Here is a 17,506-nt window from a genome sequence, read left to right on the forward strand (position 1 = left end):
AGCCTGTGCTTGACCTCACCTTGTAGCCACTATATATAGCGTGGCCTTTATAAGCTCCACTCTGTCTTTCATCTAGTTTTCAGGAATTTTCTGATCCATGGGCAAATCGCTGGTCATCGTGGAATCCCCGGCTAAGGCCAAGACCATCAACAAGTATTTGGGCAACCAGTACGTGGTGAAGTCGAGTATCGGCCATATCCGAGACCTGCCCACCAGCGGTTCGGCTAGTGCTGCCAAGGAACCTGCCGCCAAGCGTGGCAAGGCAACTGCGAGCGAAGCGCCCGCACTGAGCCCCAAGGAAAAGGCCCGGCGCCAGTTGGTGTCGCGTATGGGCGTCGACCCCGAACACGGCTGGAAGGCCAAATACGAAATCCTTCCCGGCAAGGAAAAGGTGATCGAAGAGCTGCGCAAGCTGGCCAAGGATGCCGACACCATCTATCTCGCAACGGACTTGGACCGCGAAGGGGAAGCCATTGCCTGGCACCTGCGCGAAGCCATCGGTGGGGATGACAGCCGCTTCAAGCGCGTGGTGTTCAACGAAATCACCAAGAAAGCCATCCAGGAAGCCTTTTCAAAGCCAGGCGAGCTGGACATCGCCCGTGTGAACGCCCAGCAGGCCCGTCGCTTCCTCGACCGCGTCGTGGGCTACATGGTGTCGCCGCTGCTCTGGCAAAAGGTCGCTCGTGGCCTGTCAGCCGGTCGTGTGCAATCGGTTGCCGTGAAGCTGGTGGTGGAGCGCGAGCGCGAAATCCGTGCCTTCAATCCTGAAGAGTACTGGGAAATCCACGCCGACCTGGGTACTGCCAAGGGCGCCAATGTGCGCTTTGAAGTCGCCAGGGAAAACGGCGAGGCCTTCAAGCCGCTCAACGAAGCACAGGCCATGGCGGCGCTGGAGAAGCTCAAGGCCTCCAGCTACAGCATCGTCAAGCGCGAAGACAAGCCGACCAGCAGCAAGCCGTCTGCGCCATTCATCACGTCCACCTTGCAGCAGGCAGCCAGTAACCGCCTGGGCTTCGGTGTGAAGAAAACCATGATGATGGCCCAGCGCTTGTATGAAGCGGGCTACATCACTTACATGCGTACCGACTCCACCAACCTGTCGGCCGATGCCGTCAGCATGGCGCGCGCTTACATCGAGACAGAGTTCGGCAAGAAGTACCTGCCGGAATCCCCGAATGTCTACAGCAGCAAGGAAGGCGCACAAGAGGCTCACGAAGCGATTCGTCCGTCCGACGTGAATACCCATCCAAGCAAGCTGTCGGGCATGGAGCGTGATGCCGAGCGCCTTTACGAGTTGATCTGGCGCCAGTTCGTGGCCTGCCAGATGCCGCCGGCCCAGTACCTGTCGACCACGGTCAGCGTTGCTGCCGGTGACTTCGAGCTGCGCGCCAAGGGCCGCATCCTGAAGTTCGACGGTTACACCCGTGTATTGCCGCAGATCTCCAAGCCTGGCGATGACGGTGTGCTGCCGGACATGGCGCAGGGCGAAACCCTGAAGCTGGTGACACTGGACCCGAGCCAGCACTTCACCAAGCCGCCAGCTCGCTACTCAGAAGCCAGCCTGGTCAAGGAAATGGAAAAGCGCGGCATCGGTCGTCCTTCGACCTATGCGGCGATCATTTCGACCATTCAGGATCGTGGCTACGTTGCATTGCACAATCGTCGTTTCTATTCGGAAAAAATGGGCGATATCGTCACCGGTCGTCTGTCCGAGAGCTTTTCCAACCTGATGGACTACGGCTTCACGGCCGGCATGGAAGAGAACCTCGACGATGTGGCCCAGGGCGAGCGCGACTGGAAGAACGTGCTGGACGAGTTCTACGGCGACTTCCGCAAGAAGCTTGAAGTGGCCGAAGCCCCTGACAGCGGCATGCGTGCCAACCAGCCGGTCATGACCGACATCCCGTGCAAGGTGTGCGGTCGTCCGATGCAGATCCGCACCGCGTCGACCGGTGTCTTCCTCGGCTGCTCGGGCTACAGCCTGCCACCCAAGGAGCGCTGCAAGGCGACGGTCAACCTGACTCCCGGTGACGAGATCGCCGAGGATGACGAGGGTGAATCCGAATCCCGCGTATTGCGCGGCAAACACCGTTGCCCGGTCTGCAGCACGGCCATGGATGCGTATCTGCTGGACGAGAAGCACAAGCTGCATATCTGCGGCAACAACCCGGACTGCTCGGGTTACGAGATCGAAGAGGGCACCTATCGCATCAAGGGCTATGAAGGTCCGAGCCTGGAGTGCGATAAGTGTGGCAGCGAAATGCAGCTCAAGACCGGCCGTTTCGGCAAGTTCTTCGGCTGTACCAATGCCGAATGCAAGAACACTCGCAAGCTGCTCAAGAGCGGTGAGGCTGCGCCACCGAAGATGGACCCGGTGAAGATGCCTGAGCTCAAGTGCGACAAGGTCGATGACACCTACATCCTGCGCGACGGTGCTTCCGGTCTGTTCCTGGCCGCAAGCCAGTTCCCGAAGAATCGTGAAACCCGTGCGCCGCTGGTCATTGAGATCGTGCCGCACAAGGATGAAATCGATCCCAAGTATCACTTCCTCTGCGAAGCGCCGAAGAAAGACCCCGATGGCCGTCCGGCGGTAATTCGTTACAGCCGCAAGACCAAAGAGCAATATGTCCAGACCGAAGTGGAAGGCAAGCCGACCGGCTGGCGTGCTTTCTATGATGGCGGTGTCTGGAAGGTCGAAGACAAGCGCTGATCAAGTGTGCCCGGCGCAGGTCGGGCACAGTTTGCCCAGGAGGCTCCAGGCGGGTTTGACCCTGCCGGGAGCTTTGGCGCTTGTGGCCATGCTCTTTTTATCTGACCGTTATGGAGAATGCCGCCATGGCCTATGAGCTCTATACCCGCACCAATCAGAAGATCTACTTTGCCGGGCTTGCGCTTGAAGCGCTGGGCAAGGCCGAGAAAGGTCAGGCCATCAATGCCCAGGCGTTGTTACAGGCCGAGCGTGAATCCGTCCTGTTTCATTTGTATGGCGCGCTGCTGGGGTTGTGTCATGAAATTGCCGGTTTCTACCGGTTGCCTCAGGCCAATGCACCACGAGCCGAGCTGCTGTTGACCCAGGAAGTGCTGGACGCCGTAGCAATCCCGGAAATGGCCGAACTGGTCGAGTTGGCGCGCAACAGGGAAACCTGGCTGGCGCAGCTTCTGTCGGCCTACAACGCCTTGTTTGAACCGCCTCGCGCTCCTAAAGCTCCCAAGGGAGATGTCACCCAGCCGATGATTGTGGCGGTAAATCTGGACGACAAACCGGCCTTTGAGCTGACTCGTGAGGAACTGGAAGGCTGGCGGCAACAACTAAAGGGTCTGGCCATTCGTTTTCGTGAAGGCTTGAGCGAGTGCTAAAACCAATGATCTACAGGCTGGCAGACTGTTACAATGCTGGCCTTTCGCGGAGTATTTGTACTGATGCCTACCTCTTTTCTTGAAATTGTCGAACTACCTGACGGCCGCATAGAGTTGCGTCGCGCCGATGATGAAGGGGCGCTGGTTACCCTCGATTTCTCTGCAGATGCCAAGTCTTTCATGCAAGGTCAGCATGTCGAGATTGCCAAGGCGATGCTGAGCGTAGGTGTGCAGATGGCCGGACGGTTGGCTGAAGGTGAGCTTGAGAAGGACTCGGGGCCTCGGGTCCTTCATTAACGGCTGGGCAATCAATCAGCCCAGTCGAATATTCAAACTCTGCGCATCCCCGATCCGCGCCGCTTTCACCAGTTGCTGACGAGCAGCGGAACCCAGCGGATTGATCCAGCTGACTACCGTATGGCTGCGTCCCAGTCTAAGCGCTTCGCGAGTCAACTCCAGTGCGCTTTGATTCCCCCGAGGTTGCAATAGCAGTATTCGCTCTCTGTTGAGGCCTGCATCCCTCAGCCATGTCTGGGTAAGGCTTGGGGGTGGCGCAATCAGAGTCAGCCAGCGGTCGTTGGTGTCCTGGCTCAGTTCCCGAAGGATAGGTGCCATAAGGCTCAGGCAGCTCCCGGCTGCGCCACGCAATGTCAGTTCACTGAAGGCTTCTGGCTCGTTGCCCCAGGCCTTTTCGGTATCTTCGGCAATCATCGGGGCGAGTGGCTGGGCCAGGAACGCCTCGAACAGTGGTAATTGCGTGTGCGGTGCTTGATGGAACTGCATAACGTCTCCTTAGCGGCGAATGACGCCGACACTCAGGCCTTCGATCACCAGCTCCTGATCCTTGAGGTCGACCTCGATAGGTGCGAACTCGGGGTTTTCAGCAATGAGCCAGACCTTGCTGCCTTCACGTTTGAAGCGTTTTACCGTGACCTCGTCGCCGATCCGTGCAACCACGATCTGGCCGTTGCGAGCCTCACGGGTGGTGTGTACGGCCAGGAGGTCGCCATCGAGTATGCCGATATCCTTCATGCTCATGCCGTGGACCCGAAGCAGGTAGTCGGCACTTGGATGAAAGAAGGTCGGGTTGATGTTGCAGGACTCTTCGATATGCTGCTGGGCCAGGATCGGCGCACCCGCGGCAACGCGGCCAATGATCGGCAGGCTGTTCTCGTCAGGCTTTGCCTCGAAACCGGGGATGCGGATGCCGCGTGACGCACCCGGAGTCATTTCGATGGCGCCCTTGCGGGCCAGTGCCTTGAGGTGTTCTTCCGCCGCGTTGGGGGATTTGAAGCCCAGTTCCTGAGCGATTTCCGCGCGGGTAGGCGGGTAGCCATTGTCTTCGAGGCAGCGTTTGATGAAGCCCAGAATCTCGGCTTGGCGTGGCGTCAGTTTGATCATGGCAGGCGCTCTGTCTTTTTATACAGTGACTGGGATTATATACAGTGAAGGCGTGTTGGCAATCGTCCTTTTCATTTTCGTCGCCCGACGGTCGGGTTGCAGTCTGTCTGCAAGAGGTCGGATAAGTGACTGTTCGGCCACTCTATGAACAGCCCGCTTGACAAGAGGCCCGGCTGATACGTATGTTTCAAACGTTCGTTTGTTAGGCAGAGAGCCATGGCCCAGTCGGAAACCGTTGAACGCATTCTTGATGCTGCCGAGCAATTGTTCGCAGAAAAAGGCTTTGCCGAAACCTCCTTGCGTCTGATAACCAGCAAGGCGTCGGTCAATCTGGCTGCGGTGAACTATCACTTCGGTTCCAAGAAGGCATTGATCCAGGCGGTTTTCTCGCGTTTTCTGGGGCCTTTCTGCATCAGTCTCGAACGCGAGCTGGAGCGTCGTCAGGCCAGGCCCGAGCAAAAGCCAACGCTTGAAGAGTTGCTGGAGATGCTTGTCGAGCAGGCGCTGGTGGTTCAGCCGCGCAGCGGCAATGACCTGTCGATCTTCATGCGCCTGCTGGGGCTTGCGTTCAGTCAGAGCCAAGGTCACTTGCGTCGCTATCTGGAAGACATGTACGGCAAGGTGTTCCGCCGCTACATGACCCTGGTCAACGAAGCTGCCCCGCGCATTCCACCTATCGAGCTGTTCTGGCGCGTGCACTTCATGCTGGGTGCTGCAGCCTTCAGTATGTCCGGTATCAAGGCCTTGCGTGCCATCGCCGAGACCGATTTCGGCGTCAACACGTCCATCGAGCAGGTCATGCGCCTTATGGTGCCATTCCTGGCAGCCGGCATGCGTGCCGAAACCGGTGTGACAGACGCCGCCATGATCGCAGCGCAGCTCAAGCCGCGCACCAAAAGCTCCTCAAGCGCCCCCGTCGCCGCCAAGGCCTGACGATTCCTGGATGCGCTCGCATTGCGCGAGGCTCCAGGATCAAGCACCATGCCCGGATTGATTGGTAATGGTGTGTTAAGGGTTTTTCTATGAGTTCAGGCCTGCAAGGCTCCCTGATGGTCGATGTCGCCGGTACCTGGTTGACCGCCGAAGACCGTCAGTTTCTGCGTCAGCCCGAAGTGGGCGGTTTGATTATCTTTGCCCGTAACATCGAGCACCCGCGGCAAGTACGCGAGTTGAGCGCGGCCATTCGTGCCATTCGCCCTGACTTGCTGCTGGCCGTGGATCAGGAAGGCGGCAGGGTCCAGCGTCTGCGACAGGGTTTCGTGCGTTTGCCTGCGATGCGTGCCATTGCCGACAAGCCAGATGCCGAATCATTGGCCGAGCATTGCGGCTGGCTGATGGCGACCGAAGTGCTGGCTGTTGGCCTGGACCTGAGTTTCGCCCCGGTACTGGACCTCGATTTCCAGCGTAGCGCTGTGGTGGGAACCCGTTCCTTCGAGGGCGATCCCGAGCGCGCGGCCTTGCTGGCCGGTGCTTTTATCCGTGGTATGCAGGCTGCCGGCATGGCGGCCACCGGCAAGCACTTTCCGGGTCATGGCTGGGCGGAAGCCGATTCCCATGTGGCAATCCCCAATGACGAGCGCAGCCTGGACGAGATTCGCAGCAAGGATCTCGTGCCTTTTGCACGTCTGAGTAAACAACTGGCGGCGGTGATGCCTGCCCATGTCATCTATCCGCAGGTCGATTCGCAGCCTGCCGGGTTCTCCCGTCGCTGGTTGCAGGAGATCCTGCGCGGCGAACTGCAATTTGACGGTGTCATCTTCAGTGATGACCTGTCCATGGCAGGTGCTCATGTGGTGGGCGATGCGGCCAGTCGCATCGAGGCTGCGCTGACGGCCGGTTGTGACATGGGCCTGGTCTGCAATGACCGTGCTGCCGCCGAGCTGGCCCTGAGCGCTGCGCAACGTCTGAAGGTCAAGCCTTCTGCGCGTACCGCCCGCATGCGTGGCCAGGCTCATGCTTCGACGGATTATCGCCAGCATCCGCGCTGGCTGACGGCGCTTCAGGCGCTGCGCAATGCCCAATTGATCGATTAAGGATTTGCAATGACGGTTTACGCGATTATCGGCGGAACAGGCCTGACCCAGCTTGAAGGTCTGAACATTCGCCAGTCCCTGCCCATGAACACGCCTTATGGCGCGCCGTCGGGCGAAATTCAGATCGGTGACTATGCCGGTCGCGAAGTGATGTTCCTGGCCCGTCACGGCCATCCTCATCGCCTGCCGCCGCATCAGGTCAACTACCGCGCCAACATCTGGGCCTTGAAGCAGGCCGGTGCGCAAGCGATTCTGGCCGTGAATGCCGTGGGCGGTATTCATCCGGCCATGGGAACCGGCCATTTCTGCGTGCCCCATGATCTGGTGGATTACACCAGCGGTCGCCAGCACACCTTCTTTGCCGACGATCTGGAGCAGGTCACCCATATCGATTTCAGCTACCCCTACAGCGAGGCGCTGCGCGATCGTCTGATTGCGGCACTGGCGGCTGAAGGGTGCGAGTTCAGTGATCGTGGCGTGTATGCCTGCACCCAGGGGCCGCGTCTGGAGACGGTGGCCGAGATCGTTCGTCTTGAGCGTGATGGCTGCGACATCGTCGGCATGACCGGTATGCCTGAAGCGGCACTGGCCCGTGAGCTGGAGCTGGATTACGCCTGTCTGGCGCTGGTGGTCAATCCGGCTGCGGGCAAGTCGAAGGCTGTTATCACCATGGCCGAGATCGAGCAGGCGCTGCGTGATGGCATGGGTAAAGTGAAATCCACTCTGGCGCGGGTGCTTTCGGCAGAATAAAACCCACCCCGTGTGAGCGGATTTATTCGCGAAGAGGCTTCTCGCGAATGAATTCGCTCCCACAGGGGGCGGATTATTTCCTGCCTTTCTTCGGCGCAGCCGGCAATGGCGCGAACAGCGCCTTCAGGTCTTCGTCCCGTAGCTTCCAGTCTCCTGCCGAGCGGCCATCCAGGACGCCTGCTGCCAGGGCCGATTTTTCCTGCTGCAAGCGCTGGATTTTTTCTTCCACGGTGCCGCGGGCAATCATCTTGTAGACGAACACTGGCTTGTCCTGACCGATGCGGTAGGCGCGGTCGGTGGCCTGGTTTTCTGCGGCCGGGTTCCACCATGGGTCATAGTGAATCACGGTGTCGGCAGCGGTCAGGTTCAGGCCGGTACCACCGGCTTTCAGGCTGATAAGGAATACCGGCAGCTTGCCGTTCTGGAAGTCGTGGATCGGTGTGCGGCGGTCACGGGTCGAGCCTGTGAGCAGGGCGTAGGGAATGCCGCGCTGTTCAAGCTCTTGCTCGATCAGGGTCAGCATCGAGGTGAACTGCGAGAACAGCAGGATCTTGCGACCTTCGGCCAACAGTTCCTCGAACATCTCCATCAGGCTTTGCAGTTTGGCCGAGCTGCCCTGTTTGCCAGGAACCGGCATGTCGTCGTTGACCAGGCGCAGGTCGCAGCAGACCTGACGCAGCTTGAGCAGGGCTTCAAGAATGATGATCTGGCTGCGGGCCACGCCCTTGCGGGTGATCTCGTCGCGAACCTTCTTGTCCATGGCCAGGCGCACGGTCTCGTAGACGTCGCGTTGCGCGTCATTGAGTTCGACCCAGTGAATGATCTCGGTCTTGGGTGGCAGTTCGGTCGCGACCTGTTCCTTGGTGCGGCGCAGCAGGAACGGTTTGATGCGGGCGTTGAGGTGGTGCAGACGATCCACGTTGCCGTGTTTTTCGATGGCTGTCCGGTAGTTGCTGTTGAATTCCTTGCTGCTGCCCAGCCAGCCGGGCATCAGGAAGTGGAACAGCGACCACAGTTCGCCCAGGTGGTTTTCCAGCGGCGTGCCACTCAGGCAAAGGCGCTGGCGGGCATTGAGGTTGCGGGCTGCCTGGGCAGCCTTGCTGTTGGGGTTCTTGATGTATTGCGCTTCATCGAGAATCAGCACGTGCAGCGGCAGTTTCTCCAGCAGTTCAAGATCTCGTGGCAGCAGGGCGTAGGTAGTCAGGATCAGGTCGTAGTCCTGGAGGTTGCTGGCTTCCTGATGACGATTGGCGCCATACAGGGCCAGGACCTTGAGTTGCGGTGTGAAGTTTTCGGCTTCGTCCAGCCAGTTGGGGATCAGGCTGGTGGGCATGACGGCCAGGGCAGGGCGATCCAGGCGCCCGGCCTGTTTCTCCATCAACAGGTGCGTCAGGGTTTGCAGGGTCTTGCCCAGGCCCATGTCGTCTGCCAGCACGCCGCCCACTTCCAGCTCGCGCAGGGATTGCATCCAGCTCAGGCCTTCCAGCTGATAAGTGCGCAGCGTGGCATTCAGCCCTTCGGGCAGGCTGACCGGCGCATCCTTGATGTTCACCAGCCGTTCGGCGAACTGGCGCAGCCGGTCGCCGCCCTGCCATACCAGTGGCATATCATCGAGTTCGGTCAGGCGCGCAGCATCGGCCCGGCTCATGCGCAGCGTGTTGCTGTCTTCCTCGCGCCAGTAGAAATCGCCCAGGGTCGCAAGCACCGGTTTGAGCCGCCCGTAAGGCAGTGCGACCTGTACCGGGCCGCCGCCACTCTGGGTGAAGTGGTTGAGCTGGACCAGCAACTGTTCTTCATCGCCGCGCTTGGCAACGGCCGAAGGGCTCATCAGTTCCGGATGGCTGCGAAGCAGGTTGATCAGGATCGGCAGCAGGCTCAGGCGTTCGCCGTTGACGATGATGCCCAGTTCCAGGTCGAACCAGTCGCGTTCGGTTTCTTCGTCGATGACGGCATACCAGTCATCCACGGGCGTGACATCGAAGCCGAAGTCATCGCGTATCTCGATTTCCCAGCCTTGCTCGCGCAGCCTTGGCAGATCGTCCAGCACAAAATGCAGCCACGCTTTGTCGGTGGGCAGTTCATACATGTCCCCGGCGCTGTCGGGCAGGGCCTTGCTTTGCCGGGTAGCGACCTTGAAGCCGATATCGTTCAGTTGCTGGCGATATTGCCGCTCCTGCTCGCCCTGGCGGCGTATGCGCAGGGTTTCGGTTTCGGTGTGCTCGATGATGTCGCTCTTCTGGTTGACCAGATCGCTGCCCAGGGAACTGACCAGAATGCTGACGTTGGTCGTGCCAACGGCATAGTGCTTGCCATAGGCGAAGGCCAGCGCTGCCCGATGCTGGATATGACGCTGCATGCGCCCGTTGCGCGGCTCATAGGCGCTGAACTCGACACTGGCCAGAATCAGGCGCGGTACGGGTTTCATATCGTCGATCAGGCGTTCGGGCAGAGTGGCCTTGGGCTCGACGACCTCGGGAGTGTGCGAGGCCATGGCGGCGGCAATGGCAGGCTTGTTTGCCGGGTCCTGCAGGAAGTGCATGGCTGCTACGCAGTGCTTGCAGTCATTGTGTACAGGACAGGTGCATTTGCAGACCAGGAAATTCTTGTAGCGATCCGGATCCTTGAACAGCAGGGTCTGGGTGTAGAGCTCGTACCCCGAGCCCCGGCAGGTGGTGCGAATGATCTGCGGGCTGGACTCTTCGAGTGCGATGCGTTTTTGCAGGGCGTAGCCGTACCCCCGCTCAAGAGTCTGGGGTTTGAATAGCTGTGTCCATGCAGAGGCAAGGACTTTTTCGAGAATGGACGACACAGTTTTAAAAAGCCCTACGCCGTAGCGATGCTCAAAAGAAAGGGAGCGTAGTCGCGCTCCTGAATGCTCAAAGGGGAGAAACTTTTATCAGCAGGGCCAGATTGCTGTTATCCAGATAGATCAGCTCGCCGTTCTTGACCCTGGCGCTCTGTTTCATGCGCTCACTGCTGATCAATATGCCATGGGGATCAAGCTGGTTGATCCAGAAGTCCGCAGAGATATCGGTAAAGCGTGCGATGGCCAGGCTGATGGTGCCCTCTACCGGGAAGTGGCCGAGTTGTTCCTGGCCGCTGGTCACGGCCATTTTGCTGTTTTCGGTGCCGATGTCCTGTTGCCAGGCCTTTTGCAGCAGCACTTGATATTTGCCGCTGTCCTGAAGCTTTTTGGTCATGTCGTTCAAGGCAGGGCTTCGCTCGTTGCTGGAGTCGATGCGTTTGGCGCCCGCGCTCCAGTCTTCAGGGGCGAACTGCAATGTTGCGGCAGGCTCGCCGAGCTGGCGAAACAGGATCATTTCCACCTGATACAGGCTGTCGGCAAAGGCTGTCGGGGCGACAAGCGTCAGCAGCAGGATCAATGAACGAAACAGACGCATGGATGAATCCTTCAAGCAGTTTTCGGGGTCAGGCGCTCAAGCAGCGCTTCGATCGTATTGAAGCGCTCTTCGGGGCGCTCCATGGGGACCATGAATTTGAAGAGTGTGGCACCTTCGAACTTGTAGCGGTTGGGCTGGCTCTGGATCAGTTTGATCAGTGTCAGCGGGTCAACCGGTGTATCGGCTGCAAATTCCAGACGTCCACCCTGAGGCCCGGCATCGATCTTGCGGATGCCCAGTTGCTCGGCATGCAGCTTAAGCTGTGTGATGCGTATCAGGCTCTTGGTGGGTTCTGGCAGCAGGCCGAAGCGGTCGATCATCTCCACTTGCAGGTCCTTGAGTCCATCCTCGTCGGCGGCATTGGCAATGCGCTTGTAGAGAATCAGTCGGGTATGAACATCCGGAAGGTACGACTCGGGAATCAGTGCCGGAACCCGCAGGTTGATTTCCGGCCCACCGCCCAGTGGCTGGTCGAGGTTCGGCTGTTCGCCCTTGCGGATCGACTTGACGGCGCGTTCGAGCATTTCCATGTACAGCGTGAAGCCGACGGCCTGGATCTGGCCGCTCTGGCCGTCGCCCAGCAGTTCGCCGGCACCACGGATTTCCAGGTCGTTGGTGGCCAGTACAAAGCCTGCGCCCAGGTCCTGGGTGTTGGCGATGGCTTCCAGGCGCTTTTCCGCATCCGGCGTGATCTGCTTGCGTGGCGGTGTCAGCAGGTAGGCGTAGGCCTGGTGGTGGCTGCGCCCGACCCGGCCGCGTAACTGGTGCAACTGCGCCAGCCCGAATTTGTCGGCACGTTCGATGATGATGGTGTTGGCGCTTGGCACGTCGATGCCGGTCTCGATGATGGTCGAGGCGATCAGCACGTTGAAGCGCTTGTGGTAGAAGTCGCTCATCACCTGTTCGAGTTCTCGTTCGCGCATCTGGCCGTGGCCGATGCCGATACGTGCCTCGGGCACCAGTTCGGCCAGGTCGGCGGCGCATTTCTCGATGGTCTTGACGTCGTTGTGCAGGTAATAGACCTGACCGCCGCGCAGCAGCTCGCGCAACAGCGCTTCCTTGATGGTCGGCTTGTTCTGCTCCATGACGAAAGTGCGCACCGAAAGCCTGCGGGCAGGTGGTGTGGCGATGATCGACAGGTCGCGCATGCCCGACACTGCCATGTTCAAGGTGCGCGGGATCGGTGTAGCGGTCAGGGTCAGGATATCGACTTCACTGCGCAGGGCCTTGAGCTGTTCCTTCTGACGCACTCCGAAACGGTGCTCTTCGTCGATGATCACCAGCCCCAGATTCTTGATTTTCACATCGTCCTGCAGCAGCTTGTGGGTGCCGATGACGATGTCGATCTTGCCTTCGGCCAGATCGGCCACGGCAGCGTTCACTTCCTTGGCGGACTTGAAGCGGCTCATGACCTCGACCCGGACCGGCCAGTCTGCAAAGCGGTCACGGAAGCTGTTGTAGTGTTGCTGGGCGAGCAGGGTAGTGGGCACCAGAATCGCCACCTGACGTCCGCCGTGTACCGCAATGAACGCGGCGCGCATTGCCACTTCGGTCTTGCCGAAACCCACGTCGCCGCAGACCAGCCGGTCCATGGGCTTGGGCGCCAGCATGTCGGCGCGCACCGCTTCGATGGTGGTCTGCTGGTCCGGGGTTTCCTCGAACGGGAACCCGGCGCTGAAGGTTGCGTAATCGGCTTTCGGGTCTGCGAAAGCGTAGCCTTCGCGGGCAGCCCGGCGAGCATAGATATCCAGCAACTCGGCTGCCACGTCGCGTACCTGCTCGGCGGCCTTGCGCTTGGCTTTCTGCCAGGTTTCCGAACCCAGGCGGTGCAGCGGCGCGGTATCGTCGTCGCTGCCGGTGTAGCGGGCGATCAGGTGCAGGTTGGCGACCGGCACATACAATTTGGCGTCTTCGGCGTAGGCCAGCATCAGGAATTCGGCCACCTGATTTTCGACTTCCAGTGTCGCCAGCCCCAGGTAGCGGCCAACGCCATGATCGATATGCACCACCGGCGCGCCTTCGCGCAGCTCGGTGAGGTTCTTGATCACGGCATCGTTATTGCCACCGTCGTTGCGTTTTTCGCGGCGCCGACGCTGCATGACCCGCTGACCGAACAACGGGCTCTCGGCCACCAGCGCAAGCGCGGGTTGCTCCAGCACCAGGCCTTCGTCCAGAGGCGCAATGGTGATTGCCAACCGGTCCTTGCCGTTGACGAAGTCCAGCCAGTTGTCGACGGTTTTGGGGCGCAGTTTCAGGCGATCCAGCAGTTCCAGCAGCACCTCGCGGCGCCCGGCGGATTCGGCGGTGAACAGCACGCGACCGGGGAACTCATCGAGAAAGCTCGACAGCGCGGCAAGCGGCTGGCTGGCCTTGGCTTCGATGGCCAGATCCGGCAGGCCCTGGGCCGGGAAGCGTTCGCGGCCGACGCCGGGCTCGACATCCTGCTGGCTGGCAACCACACGCGGCCAGCTTTTCAGGCGTGAAAAGCAGTCTTCCACCGGCAGGAACAGTTCGGCAGGCGGCAACAGCGGGCGATCGGGATCGATGCGGCGTTCTTCGTAGCGGTTGCGCACATCGTTCCAGAAGTTTTCGGCGGCCTGTTCGATACCCGGCAGCGAGAACACCTGAGTGTCCTGGGGCAGGTAATCGAACAGGGTCGAGGTTTCTTCGAAGAACAGCGGAATGTAGTACTCGATACCGGCTGGCGTGATACCGCTGCTCAGGTCCTGGAAGATCGTGCTGCGCCGGAAGTCCACGTCGAAGCGCTCGCGAAAACGGGCCTTGAAGCGCGTGACTTCTTCTTTTTGCAGCGGGAATTCCCGGGCCGGCAGCAGCCGGACCGACTCGACCTTGTCTATGGAGCGCTGTGTGTCAGGGTCGAAGGTGCGCAGGGTTTCGATTTCGTCGTCGAACAGGTCGATCCGGTAAGGCACCTTGCTGCCCATCGGGAACAGATCGATCAGCGCGCCGCGCACCGTGAACTCGCCATGCTCATAAACCGTATCGACGTAGCGATAGCCGCTGGCTTCCAGGCGCGTACGCATGGCTTCGACATCGAGCTTCTGGCCGACGTCCAGCACCAGGCTGCTGCCCAGCAGGAACCGGGTCGGAGCCAGCCGATGTAGGGCCGTGGTGATGGGGACTACCAATACGCCATGATCCAGTTCCGGCAGACTGTAGAGGCTGGCGATCCGCTGGGAAATGATGTCCTGGTGCGGTGAGAACAGGTCGTAGGGCAGGGTTTCCCAGTCCGGAAAGTGCAGGACCGGCAGCGTCGGCGCGAAGAACCTCAGCTCCTGTTCCAGCCGCTCGGCGCTCTGGCTGTCGGCGGTCAAAAGCAGGGTGAAGCGCTTGGCAGCGCTTGCGGCCTCGGCAATCGCCAGGCTCAGTGCGGCACCGGGAAGGTTGCCCCAGTGTTGTTTGCCAGCAGCGGCAGGAAGAAGCGGTAGACGCAGAACGGGCACGGAAGGTCAGGCTCCAGGCGTTGCGACAGGGGCGGCGATTGTACCGGTGGAAGGTGGTGCCTGTCAGTTTTCAGGTCGGTTTTGAGGCGTAAAAGTCCTGCTCGGAAATTTCCTGCGTGTACAAGGAACAAATGTAGTGCGCATTGATCTGACAACGGCGCATTGCTCATAAACAAAGGCGGCGGCATAATGTAGCCCCTTTTTTCAGCCCCTACATGTGGAAGGTTCCCGTGACTCAGAAGCCCGACCAGTGTCTTGGTGAATGGATCGATCGTGAAGCACTCGCCGAGGCGATGATCCCGCTTATCGGTCAGCTCTACCGCAATAACAATGTGGTGAGTTCGATCTATGGCCGCAGCCTGATCAACCGTTCAGTCATCGCGATTCTCAAAGCTCACCGCTTTGCGCGTCATCGCCAGTCCGACGCACTTGAGTTGTCCGTGCACGAGACTTTCCCGCTCGTCAAAGCGATGAGTGAGCTTGAGCTGGGCGCCGCTTCGGTGGACCTGGGCAAGCTGGCCGTGAAATTCAAGACCGAAGGCAACGGTCGTTCCGCAGAGCAATTCGTGCGTGACGAGCTGGCCAGTGTGGTTGGCAAGAAAAACGCCACTCCAGCCAAAGGCACTGATGTCGTGCTTTATGGTTTCGGCCGTATCGGTCGTCTGCTGGCCCGCATCCTGATCGAGAAGACCGGTGGCGGCGAAGGTCTGCGCCTGCGTGCCATCGTTGTCCGCAAAGGCGCGGAAAACGATCTGGTCAAGCGTGCCAGCCTGCTGCGTCGTGACTCGGTACATGGTCCGTTCGATGGCACCATCACCATCGACGAAGCCAACAGCACCCTGACTGCCAACGGCAACCTGATCCAGATCATTTACGCCAAGAACCCTGCCGAGGTGGATTACACCCAGTACGGTATCAAGGACGCCCTGCTGGTGGACAACACCGGTGTGTGGCGTGATGCCGACGGCCTGGGCCAGCACCTGGCATGCCCGGGTATCGATCGCGTCGTTCTGACTGCGCCTGGCAAGGGCAAGCTGAAGAACATCGTTCACGGTATCAACCACGGTGAAATCACTGCTGACGACAAGATCGTGTCCGCTGCATCCTGCACCACCAACGCCATCGTGCCGGTGCTCAAGGCTGTCAACGACAAGTTCGGTATCGTCAACGGTCACGTTGAAACGGTTCACTCGTACACCAACGACCAGAACCTGATCGACAACTTCCACAAGGGCGATCGTCGTGGCCGTAGCGCTGCGCTGAACATGGTCATCACCGAAACCGGTGCTGCCACTGCTGCTGCCAAAGCCCTGCCTGAACTGGCTGGCAAGCTGACCGGCAACGCTATCCGCGTACCGACGCCGAACGTTTCCATGGCCATTCTCAACCTCAACCTTGAGAAAGCCACCAGCCGCGAAGAAATGAACGAGTACCTGCGTCACATGGCGTTGCACTCGGACCTGCACAAGCAGATCGACTTCGTTAACTCGCTGGAAGTGGTTTCCACTGACTTCGTAGGCTCGCGTCACGCCGGTGTCGTGGATGGCGAAGCAACCATCGTCAACGATAACCGCGTTGTTCTGTACGTCTGGTACGACAACGAATTCGGTTACAGCTGCCAGGTTGTCCGCGTCATGGAAGATATCGCCGGCGTCAATCCGCCAGCCTTCCCGCAGTAATGATGTAGCTGCCCGGTCTTGCCGGGCAGTTCCCCAAACGGGCCGAATCCTGTATCTACAGGTTTCGGCCCGTTTTGTTTATGGAGAGTCGCTTGATGAGCGGTGGTTCGACGATGGATTGTTCGCAAAAGCAGCTCAAAAGCAGCTTCTTCCTGTTGTTCTTGACGATTTTCATTCCTTTTGGCTTGGGCCATTTCATCTCTTACATGTTCCGCACGGTCAATGCGGTGATCTATGTCGACTTGCAGGCCGACCTGGGTTTGCCTGCCAGCAGCCTGGGATTGTTGACGGGCGTGTATTTCCTGGCCTTCGCTGCGGCGCAGATTCCGCTGGGGGTCATGCTGGATCGTTACGGTCCGCGTAGCGTGCAGGCACCCATGTTGCTGCTGGCAGTGCTGGGCTCGGTGATCTTCAGCGTGTCCAGTACCGAAGCGGGCTTGATGATCGGGCGTGGCCTGATCGGTCTGGGGGTAGCCGGGTCGCTGATGAGTGCCATCAAGGCCTGTGCCATCTGGTTGCCGGTGGAGCGCTTGCCTCTGGTGACGGCTTGCCTGCTGTCCATTGGCGGGCTGGGGGCCATGGCTTCCACTACGCCGCTGCATGTGTTGCTTGGTTGGGTAACCTGGCGGGAGGCGTTTCTGATTCTGGCGCTGCTGACCTTTTGTGTCGCCGCCATTATCCATTTCAGCGTGCCCAAGGCTTACGAGGCCAAAAGCGTGCGTTACTCCGACATGTTTGCCGCTGTGGGCAAGCTTTACCTGTCATGGTCTTTCTGGCGTCTGGCCCTGTACTCGGTCTGTGCCCATGCCATCTATATGTCGGTGCTGTCGTTGTGGATGGGGCCGTGGCTGCACGATATGGCCGGGCTGAGTGATCCGGATATGGCCAGTGTGCTGCTGTTCGGCACTGTTGCCATGGTTGCCGGCTCCCTGGCATTTGGCGCGATCACTGATTATCTGCGCCGTTTCGGGGTGCAGCCGATCATGGTCTGTGGCGCGGGTATGGTGATCTTCATCGTCTTTCAGGGGCTCATGGCCAGCGGCCTGCCGGTTTCACCGTACCTGATTGCTATGGGTTTCAGCTTTTTTGGCACATCCACCACGATGAACTACGCAATCATTGCCCAATCGGTTTCCCCGGAATTGGCGGGCCGGGTGAGTTCATCCTTCAATCTGGTGCTGTTCGTACTCGCGTTCTTCCTGCAATGGCTGATGGGCGGCGTGTTGAATCTATGGCCAGCGGGTGAGGGTGCAGGGCCTCCGGTGGAGGCTTATCAGTGGTCGCTGGGCCTCATGATTGCCTTGCAGGTGCCGGGTGTATTGTTGTGGCTGAGTTTCAGGCCGTGGAAACTGAAGGCCTGAAAGTGAAATGCCCCGACACGGGGTCGGGGCATTACTGTCTGGCTTGAAGCGTGCTGTGAA

Annotated in this window: 13 protein-coding genes; 8 read left to right on the plus strand and 5 right to left on the minus strand. The window is 59.6% G+C overall.

From position 1 onward, the window contains the following. The first annotated feature begins 97 nt into the window (after positions 1–97). The 3 genes from topA (at position 98) to CKW23_RS01275 (ending at position 3,654) form a co-directional block, all read left to right on the plus strand. Positions 98–2,710, plus strand: coding sequence for a type I DNA topoisomerase (topA, locus tag CKW23_RS01265; RefSeq protein ID WP_025260740.1), 2,613 nt, complete (start codon positions 98–100; stop codon positions 2,708–2,710). Between the two features lie 125 nt (positions 2,711–2,835). Continuing rightward, positions 2,836–3,357, plus strand: a complete 522-nt coding sequence (locus CKW23_RS01270) for a DUF6586 family protein (protein WP_025260739.1) — start codon at positions 2,836–2,838, stop codon at positions 3,355–3,357. Positions 3,358–3,420: 63 nt separating this feature from the next. Next, positions 3,421–3,654 (plus strand): hypothetical protein, encoded by a 234-nt coding sequence (locus CKW23_RS01275; RefSeq protein WP_025260738.1) that lies wholly within the window; start codon positions 3,421–3,423, stop codon positions 3,652–3,654. Between the two features lie 15 nt (positions 3,655–3,669). Here CKW23_RS01275 and sulA read toward each other — a convergent pair whose 3' ends face one another. Both sulA and lexA read right to left on the minus strand, forming a co-directional pair. Further along, the gene (sulA, locus tag CKW23_RS01280) at positions 3,670–4,140 is read right to left on the minus strand and encodes an SOS-induced cell division inhibitor SulA (protein WP_025260737.1); all 471 of its coding nucleotides are present in this window, start codon (positions 4,138–4,140) and stop codon (positions 3,670–3,672) included. Positions 4,141–4,149: 9 nt separating this feature from the next. Beyond that, on the minus strand, positions 4,150–4,758 hold the full coding sequence (gene lexA, locus CKW23_RS01285) for a transcriptional repressor LexA (protein WP_025260736.1): 609 nt from the start codon (positions 4,756–4,758) through the stop codon (positions 4,150–4,152). A 216-nt stretch (positions 4,759–4,974) separates the two neighbouring features. Between lexA and psrA the strand changes: the two genes are divergently transcribed. The 3 genes from psrA (at position 4,975) to CKW23_RS01305 (ending at position 7,541) form a co-directional block, all read left to right on the plus strand. Beyond that, positions 4,975–5,691: a transcriptional regulator PsrA gene (gene psrA, locus CKW23_RS01295; protein ID WP_025260735.1), complete on the plus strand. Its 717-nt coding sequence runs from the start codon at positions 4,975–4,977 to the stop codon at positions 5,689–5,691. Positions 5,692–5,792: 101 nt separating this feature from the next. Continuing rightward, a complete protein-coding gene (gene nagZ, locus CKW23_RS01300) occupies positions 5,793–6,791 on the plus strand; it encodes a beta-N-acetylhexosaminidase (RefSeq protein ID WP_176767546.1) in 999 nt (332 codons plus the stop codon). Between the two features lie 9 nt (positions 6,792–6,800). Continuing rightward, positions 6,801–7,541, plus strand: coding sequence for an S-methyl-5'-thioinosine phosphorylase (locus tag CKW23_RS01305; RefSeq protein WP_025260733.1), 741 nt, complete (start codon positions 6,801–6,803; stop codon positions 7,539–7,541). A gap of 73 nt (positions 7,542–7,614) precedes the next feature. Here CKW23_RS01305 and CKW23_RS01310 read toward each other — a convergent pair whose 3' ends face one another. The 3 genes from CKW23_RS01310 to mfd form a co-directional block, all read right to left on the minus strand. Next, complete coding sequence (locus CKW23_RS01310; protein WP_025260732.1) at positions 7,615–10,350, minus strand: DEAD/DEAH box helicase; 2,736 nt, start codon at positions 10,348–10,350, stop codon at positions 7,615–7,617. Positions 10,351–10,417: 67 nt separating this feature from the next. After that, on the minus strand, positions 10,418–10,942 hold the full coding sequence (locus CKW23_RS01315; protein ID WP_025260731.1) for a CsiV family protein: 525 nt from the start codon (positions 10,940–10,942) through the stop codon (positions 10,418–10,420). An 11-nt stretch (positions 10,943–10,953) separates the two neighbouring features. After that, complete coding sequence (gene mfd, locus CKW23_RS01320; RefSeq protein ID WP_025260730.1) at positions 10,954–14,406, minus strand: transcription-repair coupling factor; 3,453 nt, start codon at positions 14,404–14,406, stop codon at positions 10,954–10,956. Positions 14,407–14,621: 215 nt separating this feature from the next. On the opposite strand from mfd, the gene CKW23_RS01325 reads away from it, so the two are divergent. Together CKW23_RS01325 and CKW23_RS01330 are read left to right on the plus strand one after the other, a co-directional pair. Next, positions 14,622–16,085 carry a glyceraldehyde-3-phosphate dehydrogenase gene (locus CKW23_RS01325; RefSeq protein WP_025260729.1) on the plus strand — a complete coding sequence of 488 codons (1,464 nt, stop codon included), beginning with the start codon at positions 14,622–14,624 and terminating at the stop codon, positions 16,083–16,085. A gap of 95 nt (positions 16,086–16,180) precedes the next feature. Next, positions 16,181–17,446, plus strand: a complete 1,266-nt coding sequence (locus tag CKW23_RS01330) for an MFS transporter (protein WP_025260728.1) — start codon at positions 16,181–16,183, stop codon at positions 17,444–17,446. Positions 17,447–17,506: the final 60 nt, after the last annotated feature.

Origin of the sequence: Pseudomonas sp. Irchel 3A18, assembly GCF_900187465.1 — a bacterium.
GTDB classification, from domain to species: Bacteria; Pseudomonadota; Gammaproteobacteria; order Pseudomonadales; family Pseudomonadaceae; genus Aquipseudomonas; species Aquipseudomonas cichorii.